The following is a 20,377-nucleotide window of genomic DNA, read 5'->3' on the forward strand; positions in this document are numbered from 1 at the left end:
ATGATGGTCTTCGCCGTTCCCGTGAACTGAGCGGAAGTGAGCCCACCCGGCCGCACGCCCCGCCGAGCGGCTCACCGCGTTCGCCGCCGTCGTGCGCCACCTGCCCGCCGATCCCGTCCTGACCCCCGTCCTGTTGCCCGCCGTCCGGCCGGGCGAGGAGCCGCGGTCCGCCTGCGCGGGGTGCCGGCGGGAGCTGACGGGGCAGGCGCGCTTTCGGGTGGGCGGCGCGTGACGCGCCGCGGGTGCGCACGGGGGACGGCCGGCCGTACGAGACGCCGCGCGGGACGCCTCGTACGGCCGTCACCCGTGGGGGGCTACCGGTAGGTGATGTCGGACGACGCGTACTTGCAGTACGTGCCGTCGGGGCCGGAGCCGTTGGTGCTCGGCTCCTTGCCGGTGTTGTTGCCGATGTACTTCTGGCAGGGGACGATCTTCTTGCTGCCGTCCCCGATGATCGTGATGTTCCGCAGGGTCGCGCTGTCGCCGTAGTTGGTGTTGATGCCGGCGAGCCTGCTGCCCTTCCAGGTCACCTCGATGGTGTTGAGGTTGATCGTCCGCTTGTACTGCGTGGAGCAGTTGCCGCAGGAGCGGACGAAGGTGCCGAAGTTCTTGACCGCGAAGTTCGACACGTTCAGCGTTCCGGCCCCGTTGAACTGGAACACCTTGTCGCTGGCTTCCTTGGCGCCGCCGCCGCTGACGGTGTAGACCGACCCCGAGGACTTGCCCTTGAAGGTGGCGGCGTCCTCGCCGACGTCCTCCCACCAGACGTTCTGCAGCGTGCAGGAGCCCTTGCAGTGGACGCCGTCGGCCGCGGGGGCGCCCAGGATGACGTTCTTCAGGACCGCGCCGTCCGCCAGTTCCAGGATCGGGCCCTGGTCCTCGTCCTGGCTGCCGGACCCCAGGTCGCCGGTGCCGTACAGGCGCTTCATCCCGTAGTCCTTGGTGCCGGACACGGAGATGGTGGAGGAGACGCCCTGGCTGCCGTTCGCGGTGGGCCAGGTGGCGGCGCTCGCCGGGGATGCTCCCGTGGTCATGATCATGCCAACAGAGAGACCCAGGGTGGCGAGTGCGCCCGTCAGCGCGCGGGCGCGTGGTCGTTTCGCGGAAGTCATGTCGTTCCTTCTGTCGTGTGTGGGGGTACGAGCCATGTACGTGAACGACGTTCAAATTGGTGCGCAACGAGCCCGCCCGGTTGACGTGAGCGGGTCACGCTGCTGAACGGAAGGTATGGGGTAAGCGCTTTCTAGTCAACGTTTCGCGCACATCACATTCGGCCAGGAAAGAACCGGTGCCGGTGACCCGGGACGCGGAGGGCGTCCCGGGTCACCGGCACCGGTGGCGGACGGTGTTCAGACCGAGCGGTGGTACTGGTCCGGCACGTGGACCTCGCCGCCCAGTTCGCGGGCCGCGTGCCGGGCCCATGAGGGGTCGCGGAGCAGTTCACGGCCGAGGAGCACCGCGTCCGCCTCGCCGTTGGCCACGATCTTCTCCGCCTGCTCGGCGTCGGTGATCAGCCCCACGGCGGCGACCGGCATCGGCGTCTCGGCGCGCACCCGCGCGGCGAAGGGGACCTGGTAGCCGGGCCCGGTCGGGATGCGGACGCCGGAGGCGTTGCCGCCGGTGGAGACGTCGAGCAGGTCGATGCCGTGGGCGTGCAGTTCGGAGGCGAAGCGGACGGTGTCGTCCGGGGTCCAGCCGGACCCCTCCAGCCAGTCCGTGGCCGAGATCCGGAAGAACAGCGGCTTGTCGTCCGGCCACTCCTCGCGCACGGCGTCGACCACCTCGAGCGCGAACCGCGTCCGGTTCTCGTACGAGCCGCCGTAGGCGTCGGTGCGGTGGTTGGAGTGCGGGGACAGGAACTCGTTGATCAGGTAACCGTGGGCGCCGTGGATCTCGGCGATCTCGAACCCGGCGGCGAGCGCGCGGCGCGCGGCGGCGCGGAACTGTTCGACGACGTCACGGATCCGGTCGACGGACAACTCGTCCGGCACCGGGTGTTGCTCGGAGAAGGCGATCGCGCTCGGCGCCACCGGCTGCCAGCCGTGGGCGTCCGGCCCGACCGGTGCGCCGCCCTTCCAGGGCCGCTCGGTCGACGCCTTGCGCCCGGCGTGCGCGAGCTGGACGGCGGGGACGGTGCCCTGCGACGCGAGGAAGCGGGTGATCCGGCGGAACGCCTCGACCTGGGTGTCGTTCCAGATGCCGAGGTCGTACGGCGAGATCCGGCCCTCCGGCGACACGGCGGTGGCCTCCACGACGATCAGTCCCGTGCCGCCGACCGCGCGGGCCGCGTAGTGCGCGAGGTGCCAGTCGCCGGGCGCGCCGGCCCCGGGCCCCTCGGGCGCTGCCGAGTACTGGCACATCGGAGGCATCCACACCCGGTTGGGAATGGTGACGTCGCGCAGGGTGTACGGCTGGAAGAGCGTGCTCACGAGGGGCTCCATTCGGCGGGGGCCGGGACGGGTGCGGCTCGTACGATAGACTTCGTAGTACGGGAAGTGTCAAACTACGATGGTTCTCGTACCATAAGGGTCCCCGGACCGAAGGTGAGCCGCCGTGACGACCGCCTCCCCTGCCCCCAGCAGCCGCGATCTGCCGCACCCGGCGCGCGAGGAGATCCGGCTGGAGGGCGTGCTGCACGCGCTCTCCGACCCCCTACGGCTGCGGATCGTCCGCGAGCTCGCCGCCGAGGGCGTCGAGCTGTCCTGCTCGTACTTCGACCTGCCGGTCACCAAGTCCACCACCACGCACCACTTCCGGGTGCTGCGCGAGAACGGTGTGATCCGGCAGGTCTATGAAGGCACCGCCAAGATGAACGGCCTGCGCCGGGTGGACCTGGACGCCCTGTTCCCGGGGCTGCTCGACTCCCTGCTCGCCGCGGCCGCCCACCAGGCCGCCCGTCACGACGAGCCCTGACCGTCCGGGCCCGGACGCGCCCCCTCCCGTCCCGGGCGGGGCTACTCGTCCGCTCCGCGGGCCGCCGACAGGAGGGACTCCCAGTCGGGGAGCTTGACGATGCTCCGGCCGAGGGAGGCGCCCAGCCGGGCCTCCGCCCGCTCGATCGCCTGCCAGCCCGTCCACGCGACCGGTTCGACGCCCTCGGCCCGCAGCGCCGCCAGCGGATCGCCGGGCAGGTCGCGGTCCGTGAGGAAGGGCGCGTCCCGCAGCAGGGAGGCCACCGTCTCCTTCGCGCAGGGCCGGTTGGCGCCGATGACGCCCGTCGGGCCCCGCTTGATCCAGCCCGCCACGTACTCGCCCGGAGCGACGGCGCCCTCCCGCAGCACCCGCCCGGCGAGATGCGGCACCGTGCCGCGGGCCGGGTCGAACGGCAGCCCCTCCAGCGGCACCCCGCGATACCCCACCGAGCGGAGCACCAACTGCGCCTCGATGTCCTCGAACCGCCCCGTGCCCGTGACGCCGCCGTGGCCGTCCGGCGCCGTCCGCTCGAAGCGCGCCGCGCCCACCCTGCCCTCCCGGGCGACCAGTTCGGCCGGGCGGAGGAAGAAGCGCAGCCGGATCAGCCGCCGGGCGCCCGGCGCGGGCGCCCCGGCCCAGCCGCGCAGCACCTCGACGTTGCGGCGCTGCGGGGCGGGCAGCGCGGACGGGTCCGTGTACGCCGGGTCCCGCGCCGCCTCGGCCGGGTCCACGGTGAGTCCGGTCTCCGGCAGGGTCCCCAGTTCGCGCAGCTCCTTGGTGGTGAAGCGGGCCTGGGACGGGCCGCGCCGGCCCACCATGTGGATGCGCTCCACCCGGCCGGCCGCGAGCGCGGTCAGGGCCGCGTGCGGCATGTCGGTCGGGCTCAGCTCCGTCGTGCCCCGGGCCAGGATGCGCGTCACGTCCACGGCGACGTTGCCCACCCCGATGACCACCGCGGACCGCACCCCGCGCAGGAAACCGTCGTCGGCGGCGTCCGGATGCGCGCTGTACCAGGACACGAACTCCGTCGCCGACCAGCTGCCCGGCAGTTCCTCGCCCGGGATGCCCAGCCGGCGGTCCGCGGCGGCGCCCACGCAGTACACCACCGCGTGGTACAGCTCCCGCAGCCGCCCGGCCGGCACCCCGCCCGGCCCGACCGGCACCCCGCCGAGGAAGCGCACGCGCTCGTGCTCCAGGATCGCGCGGAGGGTGTTCTGCAGGGACTTGATCTTCTCGTGGTCCGGCGCCACGCCGTAGCGGACCAGGCCGTACGGACACGGCAGCCGGTCCAGGACGTCCACGCGCACCCGGGCGTCCTGCTGGACGAGGCTCTGGGCGGTGTAGCACCCGCTCGGCCCGGAACCGACGACGGCGACACGCAGCACGGCGGAACTCCTCACCCGGGGGACCGACAGGAGATCGCTGGTGTCTCCAGCATGGCACCGCCCGCGCTCCGCTGACAGGGTGCCGTCCGCCGTCCGTGGTGCGTGTTCTTACGGAGGGAAACTGATCGCGCGGTTACGTTGCGTGTGTGCTTGAGGCATCTTTTCTTCATCTTTCTGATCGCTCTCCGGTGGAGGGCGCGGTGTCCGTGTGGCCCGCGTGGGAGGTGCGGGAGGGGGAGCGGGCGACGCGGTGGCTCCATGTGCGGCTGGCCTTCGGCGACGGGGCCCGTATCGACGCGCTGGCGACGGTGTGCGAGGGATGGGTCTGCGTCGAGGACGTACGGGCCCGGCCCGCGCTGGCCCTGGAGGACCTCCCCCTGTTCGCCGACTGGATCGAGGGGCCGCTCGCCCGGGCGTGTGGCGCCGAGGCCGAGCCGGACCCCGGGGACGGGGCCGAGCCGGGCGCGCACCGGGAGCGGCCCGCCCGGCCGAGGGAGCCGGCGGAGCACGGTCTCGTGGCGCGGGCGTACCGTGCGGCGCAGGAGCGGGGAGCCGATCCGGTCCTCGCCGTGATGGACGAGACCGGCTACAGCCGGCGCGGTGCGCTCAGGCTCATCGGCCGGACGCGCGACGCGGGGCTGCTGCCCTCACGGCACGCCCGGCGCTGAGCCGCCCGGCCGGGCGCCGTTCACGAGGACGCGTGGGGCGCACCGTCACAGCAGTTCGCGCATCCGGCCGATCTCGCTGGTCTGCTGGGCCACCACGTCGTCCGCCATCTCCTCCATCCGGATGTTGTTGCCCTGCCCCTTCAGGTCGGTGGACATGGTGATCGCCCCCTGGTGATGCGTGATCATCAGGGTGAGGAAGAGCTGGTCGAAGGCCTTGCCGTCGGCCGCGCGCAACTGCTTCAGCTGGGCCTGCGTGGCCATCCCGGGCATCGTCGCGTGGTCGTGCCCGTGCCCGTCGTCCCGCTCCGCCCTGTCGTGGCTCTTCAGCCAGCCCTGCATCGCCTTGATCTCCGGCTGCTGCGCGGCGGCGATGCGCTCGGCCAGTTTGACGACCTTCGACGACTCGGCGCGGTCCGGCACCAGTTCGGCCATCTCCAGGGCCTGCGCGTGGTGCCGGATCATCATCCGCGCGTAGGACACGTCCGCCGAGTTGGGGGAGTCGTCCTCGACGCGCTGCCGTCGGGCCTCCTCGGCCGACAGGGTCCGGTTGGCCTCCCCGGGCTCACCCGGCGCGATGACCGAAGGCCCGCCCCCGGCGGCCGACCCGGTCCCGTCCGTGCCGGAGTCGCAGCCCACGAGCCCGAGTACGACCAGGGCGGTCAGCCCGGCCGCGGCGACGGACACGTGTGACGCACGGCGGTAGTGCACAAGGACCTCCTGTAGCCGGCAGGTTGCAGAACACCTCGTGAGTGTCGACGACCGTCCTAGCACGCTTCCGCGCGACAGTGATCGAAAAACTTCATTGCACGTGTGTTGCCCCCCTGTTGGTATGTGCATGTCCACGACGATACTGCCGGTGCGAAAACCGTTCCGAGGTGAACGGAACCAGGGAGGAAAACAGTGATCCTGTTGAACGTTTCCCGAAACCGGCGCAGACGCCTGGGAGTTGCCGCGGCGGCCGGTGGACTGCTGGCCGCACTGCTCACCGCCGCGCCGGCCGCGGCGATCCCCGACCCCGGGGACTCGCCCGCCGCCGGGAAGGAGGTCTCGCGCAGCGCCCAGGCCGAGGCGCGCGAGGCCATCCGGAGCGGCGAGATACCCGGCCAGGACGAGGTCGTCCACTCCGACAACATCCGGCACGTGGCCCACGTCCCCAAGGACGCGCTGCCCGGCATCAATTCGGACCTGGCCTTCCAGGGCCGGTACGCCTTCGCCGGCAACTACGACGGCTTCCGCATCTTCGACATCAGCGACCCGAAGGCGCCGAAGACGGTGGCCCAGGTGCTGTGCCCCGGCTCGCAGAACGACATCTCCGTCTCCGGCGACCTGCTGTTCCTGTCCACCGACTCCTCGCGCAGCGACAGCAGTTGCAACAGCACCACGCAGCCGGCGACCGAGAAGTCCTCATGGGAGGGCATGAAGGTCTTCGACATCAGCGACAAGCGCAACCCGCGCTACGTCGCCGCCGTCGAGACCGCCTGCGGCTCGCACACCCACACGCTGGTGCCCGAGCGCAAGAACGTCTACATCTACGTCTCGTCGTACTCGCCGAACGCGGCCTACCCCGACTGCCGGCCGCCGCACGACGGCATCTCGGTGATCAAGGTGCCGCGCAAGGCCCCGCACGAGGCGGCGCTGGTCGGCTTCCCGGTGCTGTTCCCGGGTGAGGGCCCGGACGGCGGCGGCAACCCCGGCGCTCCCACCAACCCGGGTGTCTCCAAGACCACCGGCTGCCACGACCTCACCGTGCTGCCGTCGAAGGACCTGGCCGCCGGCGCCTGCATGGGCGACGGCATCCTGTTCTCCATCAAGGATCCCGAGCGGCCCAAGGTGATCGACCGGGTACAGGACAACGTCAACTTCGCGTTCTGGCACTCGGCGACCTTCAACCAGAAGGCGGACAAGGTCGTCTTCACCGACGAGCTGGGCGGCGGTGGCGGCGCCACCTGCAACGCGGAGACCGGCCCGAACCGCGGCGCGGACGGCATCTACGACATCGTCGGCAAGGGCGACCGGCAGAAGCTGGTCTTCCGCAGCTACTTCAAGATCCCCCGCCACCAGGCGGACACCGAGAACTGCGTGGCCCACAACGGCTCGCTGATCCCGGTCAAGGGCAAGGACCTGATGGTCCAGGCCTGGTACCAGGGCGGCGTCTCCGTCTGGGACTTCACCGACTCCTCGAAGCCGAAGGAGATCGCCTACTTCGAGCGCGGTCCGCTGAGCACGGAGCAGCTCCTCACCGGCGGCTCCTGGTCGGCGTACTACTACAACGGCTACATCTACTCGAACGACATCGCCAAGGGCTTCGACGTCCTGAGGATCGACGACCGGCGCACGGACCCGGCCCGCCGGGTCCACCTGCGTGAGCTCAACGTGCAGACCCAGCCGGACTACTTCGACTGAGCGTCCGGCTCCGTGGCGAAGAACCGGGACATGTCCGTCCGGTCCTTCCCGCACGTCCCGCCGGGCACCTCGGTGTCCGGCGGGACGCCCATCTCCCAGTCGAGCCGGTAGCGCTTGAACAGCTCCGCGCGCAGCACCGGGACCGGCATGGGCGCGCCCGGCATCAGGGCCGCGTACACGGCGCCCATCAGCAGGGCGCGCAGCATCGGATAGTCCGCGTCGACGTCGTGGGAGCCGTGCCGGGCGACGGTGTCGCCCAGCAGCTCGGCCAGCCGCCGCTGCTCGGGGCAGGGCAGGAACCCCTCGGCCTGCAGCAGTCCGGCCATGTGCTGACGCATCAGCACCGGCCGGTCCCGCGCCAGGCCCAGGATCGCGTCGATGGCCCGTGCCATCCGCTCCCGGCCGTCCTCGGTGCGCGGCTCCCGCTCCAGGGCCTCCTCCAGGGTGCGGTGCATCAGCCGGTGCACGGCGGACTGCACCAGCTGGCGTTTTCCCGGGAAGTAGTACGACACCAGGCCCCGCGCGGAGCCCGCCCGGTCGGCGATGTCGCCCAGCGTCGTCGCCTCGTACCCGTGCTCGTCGACCAACTCCACGGCGGCGTGCAGAAGCCGCTCCTTCGAACGCCTCCGCAACTCTTCATTGACCAGGGCGCTGCGCGGGGACATGCTGGACTCCTGCGTTGACTGGCTGCCAGCCAACTATACTCAGCGCGTCCGGTCAGGCCCCTTGGCGGGCCTTTCCGGGGTGCCGTTCACCTCGGGCGACGCGGGGGATCGCCCGAGGTGAACGGTCTCGGACACGGGGAGAGCGGCCTCGGGCCGTCAGCTCCGGGGCGCCGGGCTCACCGGTGCGCCGGACGGCGCCGCCGGTGGATTCCCACGGCCACGACGACCACCAGGGCGCCGATCAGCCAGCCGCCGAGGACGTCCGTCGGCCAGTGGACGCCGAGCCAGACCCGGGTGAGGCCGACGCCGGTCACCGAGAGGGCCGCCACGGCCAGCGCCGTGCGCCACAGGGCGCGGCCCGCCCCGTGGCGGTGCAGCAGCCACAGCAGCAGGCCGCAGACGATCGTCGCGGTCATGGCGTGCCCCGACGGGAACGCCGCGTAGTGCGCGGAGTCCACCGGGTCGGGCCAGACCGGGCGGGCGCGGTCCAGCGCGGCCTTCAGCCCCTGCTGCACCGCCGTTCCGACGGCGACCGTCAGCACCAGCCAGAGCGCCGTCCACGAGTCCGCGTACCGCCGGACCAGCAGCACCGCCGCCACCCCGCACAGCACCCGCATCGTCCACGGATCCCAGACCCAGTCCGTCAGCACGCGGGACGTCTGCGTCAGCCCTCGCTCCTCGACCGCCCAGCGGTGAGTGGTCCGGGCGATGTCGGCGTCCAGCTCGAGCAGCGGACGCCACTCGACGCCGACCAGCGTCAGCAACAGCGCCGAGCACAGCGCGAGCGCTCCGGTGAGCAGGGCGGCCGGGCGGTGCCCCGGCGGCCTGGGCGGGGATGCGGCGTGGGGGGTGTGCATGAGGCGATCCTTGCTGAACGCCGGCGTCCGGTGCCAGTACCCCGTCCCCGCCGGGCTTTTCCGGGCCCGTGTCAGCCCCTTTCAGGACATGCGTCTGCCCTTCCCCGGCTCGCGCAGTCCTTCCCCGGCTCGCGCGGGTCCTTCCTGGACCTGTGTCCGCCTTTTCCGGGCTCGCGCGGGTCCCTCCCGGACCTGTGTCCGCTCTTTCCGGGTCCGCTCGGGCCCCCGGGGCCCGCCCGCTCCCCGGGCCCGTGTCCGGCCCTCTTCGGGTCGGGCCCGTGCCCTCCGGTCCGTGCGCCCTCGTGTCCGCCCTTTCCGCGCCTGCCCGTTCCCCGTTCGTGTACGGGCCCCTCCGGATCCTGCCGGTCCTCCCCGGGCCGTCGGCCCGCTCCGGCGCCGTCCCGGCGCGCCCCGGCGGACGCGGGTCAGCCGAGCGCCCGCAGTCCCGGCACGAACGCCACCAGTACCGGGATCACCGGAACCAGCGACGCCACCGCCGTGAGCCGCAGCCGGCGCCCCGCGGTGAGCCGGTCCGGGGGAGTGAGCAGCCGACGCACCCGGGCCGGTACCTGGGCCTGCGGGGCCGGGCAGGGGCCGAACACACCGCGGTGCTCGTTGAGTTCCACCAGGGCGAGAGCCGTGGTCAGCCGGCCGAACCGGCGGGACGCCACATCGTCGGCGGCGAGTTCGACCAGCCGGTGCATCTCGTCGCGGAACGCCGCGAACACCGGAACCTGCGGGAAACCGCCCGCCAGCGCGGAGGAGCAGTGCAGCAGCCAGTCGTGCCGGGCCCGGGCGTGCCCCCGCTCGTGGGCGAGGACGGCGTCCAGCTGCCTGCCCTTCAGCCGGCGCAACGCGGCCGTGGTGACCACCAGCCGGGGCGGGGTACCGGGCAGCCACCAGGCGTCGGGCCGCTCGCCCTCCAGGACCACGAGCCGGTCGGAGCCCGGCTGCTCCCCGGGCAGCAGCGGGACCCGTACCCGCAGTTCGGCGCGGCGCGTCCGGCGCCGGGCGCGGGCCCGTACGACCTCCCGCACCAGCATCGCCGCGCTCCACAGCCCGCCGCACGCCAGTGCCACCGCGGTGGTCTGCGCCCAGAGCCCGGCCGTGCCGAGCGCGTACGCCTCCACGACCGCACGGGGCGCGGCGGCGAACACCTGGCCGCCCACCGCCCGCCAGGCGGCCGCCGCGCTGAACGTCATCGACAGCGCGCAGCACAGCAGCACCGCCGCGATCACGCACTGCCACGCCCACAGCGCCACCACCGGTTCACGGTCCGGCCAGTCGGCCCGGGCGAGCAGCCGGGGACCCAGGACAGCGGCCAGGACACCGAGCAGCAGCAGGACCGCGGGGAGGATCATGCGTGCAGCCTATGAGCGCGGGCCGCCCGAGGACACGGCCGAACGGACCGGAGTGACGCAGCCAACGGTCCCGCGCGGTCGCCGCCGCACCGCGCGGCCCGCCCTCACATCGTCAGCAGCATCGCCACCATCGCGATCCCCATGGACAGCCGGCAGGCCCGCGCCAGCTCCGGCCGGTCGCCCCAGCCGGTCTCCCGGCCGCCCCCCGCCACGGCGGCCACGGGCACCAGCCGTACACCGGTGGCGAGCACGTACGCGACGAAGTAGAGCAGCAGGGACCCGGTCAGCAGGGGGACGCCCGCACCGCCGTGCCCGTGCCCCTTCCCGGTGGAGGCGGCCATGGCCACCGCCATGTACACCATCGCCCCGGCGCCCACCAGATGGTGCAGGTGCCGCACGCCGGTGCGGGCCGCCCACAACGCGTGCAGCCCGGCCGCGCCGAACACCACCGCGAGGGCCGGCCAGGCCCACGCCGGCGGGGTGAACACCGCCGCGGGCACGGCCATCACGGCCATGCCGAAACCCATGAGCGCCTCGCCGCCCGCGGCGCGGCGCTGCTCCGCCACATGGCTGCGCATGCGCAGCAGACAGTAGGCGCCGGTCGTCGCGCAGAGCGCGACCAGCAGCCAGCCGGACGACGCCGGTCCGTGCACCCGAACCTCCCCCTCGGCCCGCTCGACGGTCGGTCATGGCATGCCCGGCCCCGGCGGTGGACACCCGAGCGCACGGAAGTGCGGGGGGAGCGCCCGGGGGAGCGCGGCAGGGCGGCCCCATATTTTTTACGAGTAAAACACCTGCTAAGGTTGTTCTTCATGCGCAGTACCACCCCCACCACCCCGCAGGCCGTCCGGCGTCTCCCGCTCGCCGCCCCGTTGCGCCTCGGGCGGCCCTCCGACATCTGGTTCAAGCCCGCCCTCAGCGTGGTCGCCGCGGTCGCACCGCCCAATCTGCTCCTGGTGGCCCTCGGCCGGCTCGACCTCGCGATGTACACCATGGCGGGATCCCTGTGCGCCCTCTACGCCCACAACCGCCCGTACGCCGCCCGGGCCAAGGCGCTGGTGTGGGTGGTGCTCGGCATGCTCGCCGGCCTAGCCGTGGCCCTGGTCGCCGCCTCGCTCACCACGAACGCCGTCGTCCTGGTCGCCGTCGGCTCCGTCCTGGCCGCCGCGCAGAAGGCGCTGTGCGACGCAACCCGCATCGGCCCGCCCGGCCATGTGATCCTCATCTTCGTCAGCTCCGCCGCGTTGTTCATGCCCCAGACCCTCGGGCAGGTCCCCGGTCACCTCGCGCTCGCCGCCGTGGCGGGCGTGTGGGCCTGGCTGGTCGGCATGGCGCCCGTGCTGCTCCGGCCGCACGGCCCGGAGCGCCGGGCCACCGCCCAGGCCCTGAGGTCCGCCGCGGCGTACGCCGAGACGGCGGGCGCCGGAGAGGAGCACCCGCGCGCCCGTGCCGACGCCTACGCCGCCGTCCGGGCCGCGTGGCAGTCGCTGTCGGCCGCGGGGAACCGTCCTTCGGCCGCCCGCCGGGGGCTCGAACGACTCGTGATCCGCGCCGAGGTCGCGCTCGCCGCGCCGGCCGACGTCGCCCCCGCGCGTCTGCGCGGCTGGGCCCGCGACCTGCGCGGCACCGGCCCGGTCCCGCGCCCCGACGACCCCCGCGCGGGCGCCGACGAACTCCTGGGCGTGGCCGCGGAACGCGCCGTCGCGCCGCGCTCCCTGTGGAGCGGGCTCGGACCGCTCACCCCGATCGCCGTCCGCACCGCGCTCGGCTGCGCGCTCGCCGGCTACGCCTCCCTGGCTCTCGGCGTCGGCCGCCCCTACTGGGCCCTGGTCACCGCCGCCTCGCTCTACCAGGCCAACATCACCCTCACCTGGGGCCGTACCGTCCAGCGCGTCGTCGGCAACCTCGTCGGCGTCCTGATCTTCGCCGCCGTCGCCCCGGTCGCCCACCTCGGCCCGCTCGCCCTCGTCCTGTGCTGCCTCGCCTTCAACTTCGGCGCCGAGGCGTTCATCAGCCGCAACTACTGGCTCGGCAGCGTCTGCGTGACCCCCCTCGCCCTGCTCGTCACCGAGTTCCCCGGCCACCAGCCGACCGGAGAGCTGGTCGCCGACCGCGTCGTGGACACCCTCGTCGGGGCCCTGGTCGGATTCGCCGCGGCCATGGTGGTCACCAACCGCAGGGCGGGAAGCCGTGTCGAGGGGGCGCTCACCACCGTCGGCCGTGCCCGTGAGGGCGCTGCCCGCCTGCTGGCCGACCCGCAGGCCGCGCCCGCGGCCCTGGACGCCGCCCGCCGCGGCCTGGCCGCCGCCCTGGTCGACCTGCGGGCCACCGCCGACGCCGCGTCCGGCGAGTGGTGGCAGCGCGCCCTGCCCCAGGAGAGGGTCGTGCTCGTCGAGCAGGCGGGACACCGTACGCTCGCGGCGACGGTACGACGCCTGGGACTGCTCCCGGACCCCGGCACGGGCACGAACACGGAGGACGCGCGGCCATGACGGCGACCGAAGGACCAGGGGCGGCCGACGGCGGGGCGCCGGCGACGACCGGCGGGGACGCGCCCGGACGCTCGCGGGACGACACCGTCGCCGCCGTCGTCCGGCAGTGGCGGGCCGTCCATCCCGGCCTCGACACCGGCCCCATGGAGGTCATCGGCCGCATCAACCGCTGCGCCGCCCTCCTCCAGCAGGCGGAGGACGCCCCGCTGCGCCGGGAGGGGCTGACCCGCCCGGAGTTCGACCTGCTGGGCGCGCTGCGCCGCACCGGCCACGAGCTGACACCCGGCGAGCTGGCCCGCGAAACCTTCTCCTCGGGCGCCGCCGTCACCAAACGTCTCAAGCAGCTCGGCGAACGCGGGCTGGTGGAACGGCGCGGCGACACCCGCGACCGCCGGGTCGCCCACGTCCGTCTCACCGACGCCGGACGCGACCTGGTCGACGGCGTCCTGCCCGCGCAGCTCGCCTACGAGACCGCCGTGCTGTCCGGTCTGGACGGCCCGGAACGCGGCGAGCTCGCCGCCCTGCTCAGCGAGCTGCTCGGCCGGCTGGAAGGACGCCTGGGCGCGCTGCGGGCGTGACGGCCGACGGCCCGTCCCCGGCTCACCTCCCGTCCGCCGCCCGGTACACGCCGAACATCGCCCCCTGCGGGTCGCGGAGCACCGCGATGCGCGGCCCCTCCGGGTGCGAGACGGGCTCCATCAGCACCGTGCCCTCCACCGTCGTGGTCGTCACCGCGGCGTCGTCCACGTCCTCCACGGCGAAGTACGGCAGCCAGTGCGCGGGCACCTCGTGCGGGAACTTCTCGTCCATCGTCACCATGCCGCCGAAGGCCGCGCCGTCGACGCCCCACCGCGGGTACCGCCGGGAGGCGTCCACGCTCCAGCCGAACACGCCGGTGTAGAACGACACGGCCTGCCGCGGCGCCCGCGTCATCAGCTCCACCCAGCCCAGGGATCCGGGCACGTCGAACACCCCGGCGCCCGGGAAGGCATCCGCCTGCCACAGCTGGAAGACGGCGCCGGTGGGGTCGACGGCCACCGCGGAACGGCCCGCGTCGAACACGTCCGTCGGGCCGAGCAGCGCCTGCCCGCCCGCCGCCCCCACCGCACGGAGGGCGGCATCGATGTCGGCCACCGCGAACGACACGTTCCAGGCCACCGGCTGCCCCTCCTGGTACAGCGGCGCCAGCGCGGCGACCGCCGCGTCACCCAGGTACGCGACGGTGTGGCCGCCCGACTCCTGACGCGGGTCCGTCTCGGGACGCCAGCCGAACAACCGCGTGTAGAACCGCCGGGCGGACTCCGGATCGGTGGTCCCCAACTCGGCCCAGCAGAGCCCACCGGTCACCGGCGCGGACTGTTCCATGACGCTCCTTCCGTCCCCCCGGCACGCCAAGCCCGGCCCCCGGCCCCGGCCATCCGGCGCGAAACCGGCCGATGCCGCCTAGATGCCCGGCCGGTGGCGCAGCGGGTGCTCGGCCGGGATCTCGACCAGCACGATCGGTGTGCCGTCCGGGTCGGCGATCCACATCTCGAGCAGGCCCCACGGCTCCAGCACCGGCGGACGGACGATGTCGACACCCTTGGCCGCCAGTTCCTCGTGCGCGACCGCGATGTCCTCGACCTGGAGCCACAGCCGTACGTCCGGGGACGAGGACGACGCCGAGGGGTCCGCGCGGCCCGAGAGCTCCAGGAACCCCCCGCCGAGGAAGTAGACGGTGCCGCGTTCCGGTCCGGTGCCGAACTCACGGTGGACGGCGAGGCCCAGCCGCTCCCCGTAGAAGGCGCGGGAGCGGTCGGGATCGGTGGGGCGGAGCAGGACGCGGCTGCTCAGTACATGCACCATGCGGCCGAGCGTAGTGGCCGGGTTAGTCTCGTTCCCGCCCGAGCCACGCCGGAAGGCGCCCAGACGAACCGGAGACGTGCCCATGGAATCCGCCACCGACACCGCACTGACCTTCCGCGACGCGACCGACGCCGACGTGGACGCCCTCGTCGCGCTGATCCAGTCGGCGTACCGGGGCGAGTCCAGCCGGGCCGGGTGGACCACCGAGGCGGACATCCTCCAGGGGCAGCGGACCGACCCGGAGGGGGTGCGGGAGGTCATCAAGGCTCCGGACAGCCGGCTGCTCGCGGTGGAGCGCGCCGGCCGCGTGGTCGCCTGCTGCCAGCTGGAACACCGCGGCGCGCACGCCTACTTCGGGATGTTCGCGGTCAGTCCCGCCCTCCAGGGCGCCGGACTGGGCAGGACGATCATCGCGGAGGCGGAGCGTCAGGCCCGCGAGACCTGGGGGGTGACCGAGATGCACATGACGGTGATCTCCGTGCGCGAGGACCTGATCGCCTGGTACGAGCGGCGCGGCTACCGCCGTACGGGGGAGACGACGCCCTTCCCGTACGGCGACGAGCGCTTCGGCATCCCGCAGCGGGACGACCTGGAGTTCGAGCTGCTGGTGAAGGAGCTGGTCTGACGGCTCACGCCGTGAAGCGGCCGGTGCGCTTGATCTCCGGGTAGTCGGTGGTGGCGCCGTCGAGCCCCAGGGCCCGGACCAGTCTGAGGTGGTCCTGGGTGTTCACCACCCAGCCGATGATCCGCAGCCCGGCCTTCCGCGCCCGCTCCACGGTCTCCAGGGTGAGCCGGCGGATGTTGAGGCAGACGGTGGATGCGCCCGCCCCGACCGCCCGGTCCACGATGCCGGTGTCGTAGCGGCTCGCGATGAGCGCCGTACGCACCCCCGGCACCAGGCGGGCGATCTCCGCGACGGCCTCGTCGTGGAACGAGGACACCTCGACCCGGCCGGCCAGGCCCCGCCCGTTCATCACCTCGGCCAGCGCCCGCGCCGCCCGGACGTCCTTGATCTCGGCCTGCAGCGGCGTCCGGACGGCGTCGAGCACCTCCTCGAGGACGGGAATCCGCTCGCCCCGCCCGGCGTCCAGGGCGCGCAGCTCGGCGAGGGTCTTGTCGGCGATCGCGCCCGTGCCGTCCGTGGTGCGGTCCACCTCCGTGTCGTGCATGACGACGAGCGCGCCGTCCTTGCTCAGGTGCAGATCGAGTTCGATGACGTCGAGGCCCGCTTCCTGGGCGGCGACGAAGGACCGGAGGGTGTTCTCGGGTTCGACGCCCATGACTCCGCGGTGACCGATGGTGAGGAAGTTCAAGATCCGACTCGCTTCCGTCGACGGCGGCGGGGGACCGCGTCCCTACGGCCCTCCTGGACCGTATCGCCTGTGCCCGCCGCGTCCAGAGGTTGAACCGGGATCGTGGGCACTGTCGCCGCACCGATGTTTTGCAGGAAAAAATGCGGTGAGTGTAGGGGTGGAGCAGGATAATTTCCCGAGGCTCCCCTTGCTGGGAGAAACCTCATATGTATACGGTCTGCTTACGCGAGGTTCTCCTGTGGAGGATGGGACATGACGGAAATTCTTGTGCAGGTGGGTGCTGAGGGGCAGGTTCCTTCGGCGACCAGGGTGGTGGAGCACCCGGCATGGCCCGTGCTCAAGGATGCCGTGGAGCGGATCCGGCCCTGGCAGTCCAAGGACGGCTCGATCGACTTCGACGCCGACGGAGCCCCGGTGCGCGCCGACGCCGAGCGCGCGGTGCGCGCCGTGATCGGCGCCGTCGAGGAGCTCTCCCCCCTGCTCCCGCACGACCGCGCCTATCACGAGGCCCTGGCGAAGGACCTGGGCCGCTGGGCCGAGGGCGGCTTCGAGGTGCCCGACTTCCTCGACTCGCTGCTGGCCTTCCAGCCGGCCGCGAGCCGCGCGGACGGCCTCCAGCATCTGGTCGTCTTCCCGATGTACACGCAGAACGGCAATCCGGACCGCAACCTCGAGGCGGTCGTGCTGCGCATGGTCTGGCCCGACTGGCTGGCCGAGCTGGAGCGCACCCGCTACGACAACCCGCTGTTCTGCGGCATCACCTTCGAGGACTTCACCTCGGGCTACGACACCAACTCCGCGGTCCTCTTCCCCGAGACGATCGCCGTGCGGGAGGCCCCCGAGCGGTTCACCTGGGGCGGCATCTTCTGCGACCGCGAGGCCGCCCGCTTCCGCCGCGTCACCGAGGCCGCCGTGGACATCCTGGGCCTGGAGCTGCCCGAGGACGTCGCCGCGATGGTGCACGACCAGAAGCGCTGCGAAGAGGCGTTCGTGCTCTGGGACATGGTCCACGACCGCACCCACAGCCACGGCGACCTGCCGTTCGACCCGTTCATGATCAAGCAGCGCCAGCCGTTCTGGATGTACGGCCTGGAGGAGCTGCGCTGCGACCTCACCGCCTTCAAGGAGGCCGTGAAGCTGGCCGGCGACGGCGTCCCGCAGGCCCGCGACGTCCAGGTCGCGGTGCTCTTCGACCGGATGTTCCGCTTCCCGGTCACCGGCGAGCGCGTGCGCAACTACGACGGCCTCGGCGGCCAGCTGCTCTTCGCCTACCTGCACAAGCACGACGTCGTCCGCTGGACCGACAACAAGCTCTCCATCGACTGGGAGCGCGCCCCGCAGATCACCAACCAGCTGTGCGCCGAGATCGAGACGCTGTACCGCGACGGCATCGACCGCCCCAAGCTCGTCCACTGGTTCGCCGGGTACGAGCTGGTCTCCACCTACCTCTCCCCGCACCCGGGCTCCACGTGGGCCAAGGGCCCCGACGCCCTCGACCTGACGCTGCCGCCGCGCAAACTCGTGGACGAGGTGCTCGCGGACGAGTTTCCGCTGAGCATGTTCTATGAGGCACTCTCCAAGAAGCTGAAGAACGTGATCGCCTCCACTCGGGGCATCACGGCGGACGGTGCCGAGCGGGTCGCCGCGTGAGCGATCGCGGGTCCACAACTGCTCAGGAGGCGGGAACCATGGGGAACGGGGCGCTCGAGGGCGCGGTGATCGCGGTGGCCGGCGCGGGGGGACCCGCGGGCCGGGCGGCACTGCTCAGGCTGGCCGAGGCGGGAGCGACCGTCGTCGGCTCGGACAACGACCCGGAGCGGCTGGCGGAGGCCGTGGACGCGGCGCGCTACGCGCACGGCGGCGCCACCGTCACCGGAGACACGGTCGACCTGCTGGACCTGGACTCCACCCGCGACTGGGCCACCCGGGTCGAGAAGGAGTTCGGCCGGGTCGACGGACTGGTCCACCTCGTCGGCGGCTGGCGCGGCAGCGAGACCTTCACCAAGACCAGCCTGGACGACTGGGACTTCCTGGAGCTGCTGCTGGTGCGCACCGTGCAGCACACCTCGCTCGCCTTCCACGAGGCGCTCCAGCGCAGCGACCGCGGCCGGTACGTCCTGATCAGCGCGGCCGGCGCCACCAAGCCCACCGCGGGCAACGCCGCGTACGCGGCCGGCAAGGCCGCCGCCGAGGCGTGGACGCTCGCCATGGCCGACTACTTCCGCAAGGCCGGGGGCGAGCACGGGCCGACGTCGGCGGCTGCCATCCTGGTGGTGAAGGCGCTGGTGCACGACGCGATGCGCGCCGACCGCCCCAACGCGAAGTTCGCGGGTTTCACGGACGTCAAGGACCTGGCCGAGGCCATCGTCGGAGTCTGGGACAAGCCCGCCGCGGAAGTGAACGGAAACCGTCTGTGGCTGACCGAGAAGCCGTGAACCCACCGAGGACCGACGCGCGTCGTCATCACGACCCGGACGTCCGCGGTTTCGCCAGCGACAACTACGCCGGGGTCCACCCGGAGGTGCTCGCCGCCCTGGCCGTGGCCAACGGGGGACACCAGGTCGCGTACGGCGAGGACGCGTACACCGAGAACCTCCAGCAGGTGGTCCGCAGCCACTTCGGGCCCACCGCCGAGGCGTTCCCGGTCTTCAACGGCACCGGCGCCAACGTCGTCGCGCTCCAGGCGGTCACCGACCGCTGGGGTGCGGTGATCTGCGCGGAGAGCGCCCACATCAACGTGGACGAGGGCGGCGCCCCGGAGCGGGTCGGCGGCATCAAGCTGCTGACCGTGCCCACCCCGGACGGCAAGCTCACCCCCGAGCTGATCGACCGGCAGGCGTACGGCTGGGACGACGAGCACCGGGCGATGCCCCAGGTGGTCTCCATAACCCAGGCCACCGAGCTGGGCACGGTGTACACCCCGGACGAGATCCGCGCCATCTGCGAGCACGCCCACGCGCACGGCATGAAGGTGCACGTCGACGGCTCCCGGCTGGCCAACGCCGCCGCCACGCTGAACGTGCCGATGCGCACCTTCACCGACGCGGCCGGCGTGGACCTGCTCTCGCTGGGCGGCACCAAGAACGGCGCCCTGTTCGGCGAGGCGGTCGTGGTGCTGAACCCGGACGGCATCCGGCACCTGAAGCACCTGCGCAAGCTGTCCATGCAGCTCGCGTCCAAGATGCGCTTCGTCTCGGTGCAGCTGGAGGCCCTGCTCGCCCGCGACCTGTGGCTGCGCAACGCCCGGCACGCCAACGAGATGGCCCAGCGCCTGGCCGAGGGCGTGCGCGCCGTGCACGGCGTGGAGATCCTCTACCCGGTGCAGGCCAACGCGGTCTTCGCGCGACTGCCGCACGACGTGAGCGAGCGCCTGCAGAAGCGGTTCCGCTTCTACTTCTGGGACGAGGCGGCCGGCGACGTCCGCTGGATGTGCGCCTTCGACACCACCGAGGACGACGTGGACACGTTCGTGGCGGCGCTCAAGGAGGAGATGGCCCGCTAGCAGGACATGCATAGGTATGCGGTCGACTGGAAATTCATTGGCTTTCGGTCGACCGCGTTCCTATGCTCCGGCGGCATGCAGCTGATCCAGGAAACCCCGGGCCTCTCCGCCTGTCTCGCTGCCGGCGAGGCGATCGCCCCTCATCATCCGCTGGTCCGCGAGACGGCGGCGCGCCTCGCCGCCGGGGCGGCCGACTCGTACGACTATGCGCGGGCGGCCTTCGAGTTCGTGCGCGACGCCATCCCGCACTCCCAGGACCCTGGTGATCTCCGGGTCACCTGGCGCGCCTCCGACGTCCTGGAGCAGGGCACCGGCATCTGCTACGCCAAGGCCCATGCGCTGGCCGCGCTGCTGCGGGCCGGGGACATCCCGACCGCCCTCTGCTACCGGAACCTCGGCATCGTGCACGGCCTGGTCGCCGTCCGTTTCGACGGCGCCTGGCACCGCCAGGACCCGCGGGGCAACAAGCCGGGGGTCGACGCGCGGTTCTCCCCGGACGGCGAGCGGCCGGCCTTCGTCCCCGATGCGGCATCCGGTGAGGCGGACTGCCCGGTCCTCTACGCCGCACCGCATCCGGTCGTGCTGAATGCCCTCGAAGCCGCCCCCGGCCGGCCGTACCTGTGGCGGACCCTCCCCACCGCCCTCCGACCCGAAGCGGCCCAGGACCTCCACGCAGGACCGTGTCCGCCGAGGTGCGTGCCCTCGCGCCGGGCTTCACCCATGCCGTCGTCGAGGCCCACGGCCCGGCCGGCGGACCGCTGGAGAAGTCCGGTCCCGGCGCGGAGGCGGCCCGGGGCGGCCGTTGGTCCGTCCCTCGTGCGTGACGGGGGACAGGGCGGACGCGGACGCGCGACCGGGGCGCCTCGCCCTGTCGAGGCGGCACTGGCTGCTCGGCTCGGCCGTGGCACCGGTGCTGCCCGCCACCGCGCCGGCGGCCCCGCCGGCCCTGGCGGACTCCGGCGGCGGCCCGCCC

Annotated in this window: 20 protein-coding genes and 1 pseudogene; 10 read left to right on the top strand and 11 right to left on the bottom strand. The window is 72.9% G+C overall.

The features are described from left to right. Positions 1-314: 314 nt before the first annotated feature. Together ADK41_RS18580 and ADK41_RS18585 are read right to left on the bottom strand one after the other, a co-directional pair. Complete coding sequence (locus ADK41_RS18580) at positions 315-1,112, bottom strand: pectate lyase (RefSeq protein ID WP_030822583.1); 798 nt, start codon at positions 1,110-1,112, stop codon at positions 315-317. 237 nt (positions 1,113-1,349) lie between these two features. Continuing rightward, complete coding sequence (locus ADK41_RS18585) at positions 1,350-2,429, bottom strand: NADH:flavin oxidoreductase/NADH oxidase (protein ID WP_030822586.1); 1,080 nt, start codon at positions 2,427-2,429, stop codon at positions 1,350-1,352. A 124-nt stretch (positions 2,430-2,553) separates the two neighbouring features. On the opposite strand from ADK41_RS18585, the gene ADK41_RS18590 reads away from it, so the two are divergent. Further along, entirely contained in the window at positions 2,554-2,913 is a 360-nt protein-coding gene (locus ADK41_RS18590) for an ArsR/SmtB family transcription factor (protein ID WP_030822589.1), read from the top strand. 41 nt (positions 2,914-2,954) lie between these two features. On the opposite strand, the gene ADK41_RS18595 is transcribed toward ADK41_RS18590, so the two are convergent. Beyond that, positions 2,955-4,298 carry an FAD-dependent oxidoreductase gene (locus ADK41_RS18595; RefSeq protein WP_030822592.1) on the bottom strand — a complete coding sequence of 448 codons (1,344 nt, stop codon included), beginning with the start codon at positions 4,296-4,298 and terminating at the stop codon, positions 2,955-2,957. 200 nt (positions 4,299-4,498) lie between these two features. On the opposite strand from ADK41_RS18595, the gene ADK41_RS18600 reads away from it, so the two are divergent. After that, positions 4,499-4,966 carry a DUF6214 family protein gene (locus ADK41_RS18600; protein WP_030822594.1) on the top strand — a complete coding sequence of 156 codons (468 nt, stop codon included), beginning with the start codon at positions 4,499-4,501 and terminating at the stop codon, positions 4,964-4,966. Positions 4,967-5,011: 45 nt separating this feature from the next. Here ADK41_RS18600 and ADK41_RS18605 read toward each other — a convergent pair whose 3' ends face one another. Beyond that, complete coding sequence (locus tag ADK41_RS18605; RefSeq protein ID WP_030822597.1) at positions 5,012-5,674, bottom strand: DUF305 domain-containing protein; 663 nt, start codon at positions 5,672-5,674, stop codon at positions 5,012-5,014. A gap of 192 nt (positions 5,675-5,866) precedes the next feature. On the opposite strand from ADK41_RS18605, the gene ADK41_RS18610 reads away from it, so the two are divergent. After that, entirely contained in the window at positions 5,867-7,369 is a 1,503-nt protein-coding gene (locus ADK41_RS18610) for an LVIVD repeat-containing protein (RefSeq protein ID WP_030822600.1), read from the top strand. Here the strand turns inward: ADK41_RS18610 and ADK41_RS18615 are convergent. The 4 genes from ADK41_RS18615 to ADK41_RS18630 all read right to left on the bottom strand — a co-directional run bounded on the left by ADK41_RS18615 (position 7,357) and on the right by ADK41_RS18630 (position 10,905). Then, positions 7,357-8,034, bottom strand: a complete 678-nt coding sequence (locus ADK41_RS18615; protein ID WP_030822603.1) for a TetR/AcrR family transcriptional regulator — start codon at positions 8,032-8,034, stop codon at positions 7,357-7,359. The genes ADK41_RS18610 and ADK41_RS18615 overlap by 13 nt on opposite strands. A gap of 176 nt (positions 8,035-8,210) precedes the next feature. Continuing rightward, a complete protein-coding gene (locus tag ADK41_RS18620) occupies positions 8,211-8,891 on the bottom strand; it encodes a phosphatase PAP2 family protein (protein ID WP_030822606.1) in 681 nt (226 codons plus the stop codon). A gap of 425 nt (positions 8,892-9,316) precedes the next feature. After that, positions 9,317-10,252 (bottom strand): M56 family metallopeptidase, encoded by a 936-nt coding sequence (locus ADK41_RS18625; protein WP_030822609.1) that lies wholly within the window; start codon positions 10,250-10,252, stop codon positions 9,317-9,319. Between the two features lie 104 nt (positions 10,253-10,356). Then, the gene (locus tag ADK41_RS18630; RefSeq protein WP_030822612.1) at positions 10,357-10,905 is read right to left on the bottom strand and encodes a DUF5134 domain-containing protein; all 549 of its coding nucleotides are present in this window, start codon (positions 10,903-10,905) and stop codon (positions 10,357-10,359) included. A gap of 159 nt (positions 10,906-11,064) precedes the next feature. Between ADK41_RS18630 and ADK41_RS18635 the strand changes: the two genes are divergently transcribed. Beyond that, positions 11,065-12,744 (top strand): FUSC family protein, encoded by a 1,680-nt coding sequence (locus ADK41_RS18635; protein ID WP_030822615.1) that lies wholly within the window; start codon positions 11,065-11,067, stop codon positions 12,742-12,744. Then, a complete protein-coding gene (locus tag ADK41_RS18640; protein ID WP_030822618.1) occupies positions 12,741-13,322 on the top strand; it encodes a MarR family winged helix-turn-helix transcriptional regulator in 582 nt (193 codons plus the stop codon). Before ADK41_RS18635 ends, ADK41_RS18640 begins: the two co-directional genes overlap by 4 nt. Positions 13,323-13,344: 22 nt before the next feature. Here the strand turns inward: ADK41_RS18640 and ADK41_RS18645 are convergent, their stop codons facing one another. Together ADK41_RS18645 and ADK41_RS18650 are read right to left on the bottom strand one after the other, a co-directional pair. Next, the gene (locus ADK41_RS18645; protein ID WP_030822620.1) at positions 13,345-14,109 is read right to left on the bottom strand and encodes a VOC family protein; all 765 of its coding nucleotides are present in this window, start codon (positions 14,107-14,109) and stop codon (positions 13,345-13,347) included. Between the two features lie 78 nt (positions 14,110-14,187). Then, on the bottom strand, positions 14,188-14,589 hold the full coding sequence (locus ADK41_RS18650; protein ID WP_030822623.1) for a VOC family protein: 402 nt from the start codon (positions 14,587-14,589) through the stop codon (positions 14,188-14,190). 82 nt (positions 14,590-14,671) lie between these two features. Between ADK41_RS18650 and ADK41_RS18655 the strand changes: the two genes are divergently transcribed. Continuing rightward, positions 14,672-15,214 (top strand): GNAT family N-acetyltransferase, encoded by a 543-nt coding sequence (locus ADK41_RS18655; RefSeq protein ID WP_030822626.1) that lies wholly within the window; start codon positions 14,672-14,674, stop codon positions 15,212-15,214. 4 nt (positions 15,215-15,218) lie between these two features. On the opposite strand, the gene ADK41_RS18660 is transcribed toward ADK41_RS18655, so the two are convergent. Continuing rightward, the gene (locus tag ADK41_RS18660) at positions 15,219-15,902 is read right to left on the bottom strand and encodes a glycerophosphodiester phosphodiesterase (RefSeq protein WP_030822629.1); all 684 of its coding nucleotides are present in this window, start codon (positions 15,900-15,902) and stop codon (positions 15,219-15,221) included. A 252-nt stretch (positions 15,903-16,154) separates the two neighbouring features. On the opposite strand from ADK41_RS18660, the gene ADK41_RS18665 reads away from it, so the two are divergent. From ADK41_RS18665 to ADK41_RS39470, 4 genes and pseudogenes are all read left to right on the top strand, one after another. Further along, the gene (locus ADK41_RS18665; protein WP_030822631.1) at positions 16,155-17,552 is read left to right on the top strand and encodes a DUF6421 family protein; all 1,398 of its coding nucleotides are present in this window, start codon (positions 16,155-16,157) and stop codon (positions 17,550-17,552) included. A gap of 38 nt (positions 17,553-17,590) precedes the next feature. Then, complete coding sequence (locus ADK41_RS18670) at positions 17,591-18,337, top strand: SDR family NAD(P)-dependent oxidoreductase (RefSeq protein ID WP_030822635.1); 747 nt, start codon at positions 17,591-17,593, stop codon at positions 18,335-18,337. Continuing rightward, on the top strand, positions 18,334-19,404 hold the full coding sequence (locus ADK41_RS18675; protein WP_030822638.1) for a threonine aldolase family protein: 1,071 nt from the start codon (positions 18,334-18,336) through the stop codon (positions 19,402-19,404). The genes ADK41_RS18670 and ADK41_RS18675 overlap by 4 nt, the downstream gene beginning before the upstream one ends. Before the next feature lie 75 nt (positions 19,405-19,479). Then, positions 19,480-20,049 (top strand): annotated as a pseudogene (locus tag ADK41_RS39470) (transglutaminase domain-containing protein); the annotation flags it as partial. Positions 20,050-20,377: the final 328 nt, after the last annotated feature.

Source organism: Streptomyces caelestis (assembly GCF_001279005.1).
GTDB classification, from domain to species: domain Bacteria; phylum Actinomycetota; class Actinomycetes; order Streptomycetales; family Streptomycetaceae; genus Streptomyces; species Streptomyces heliomycini.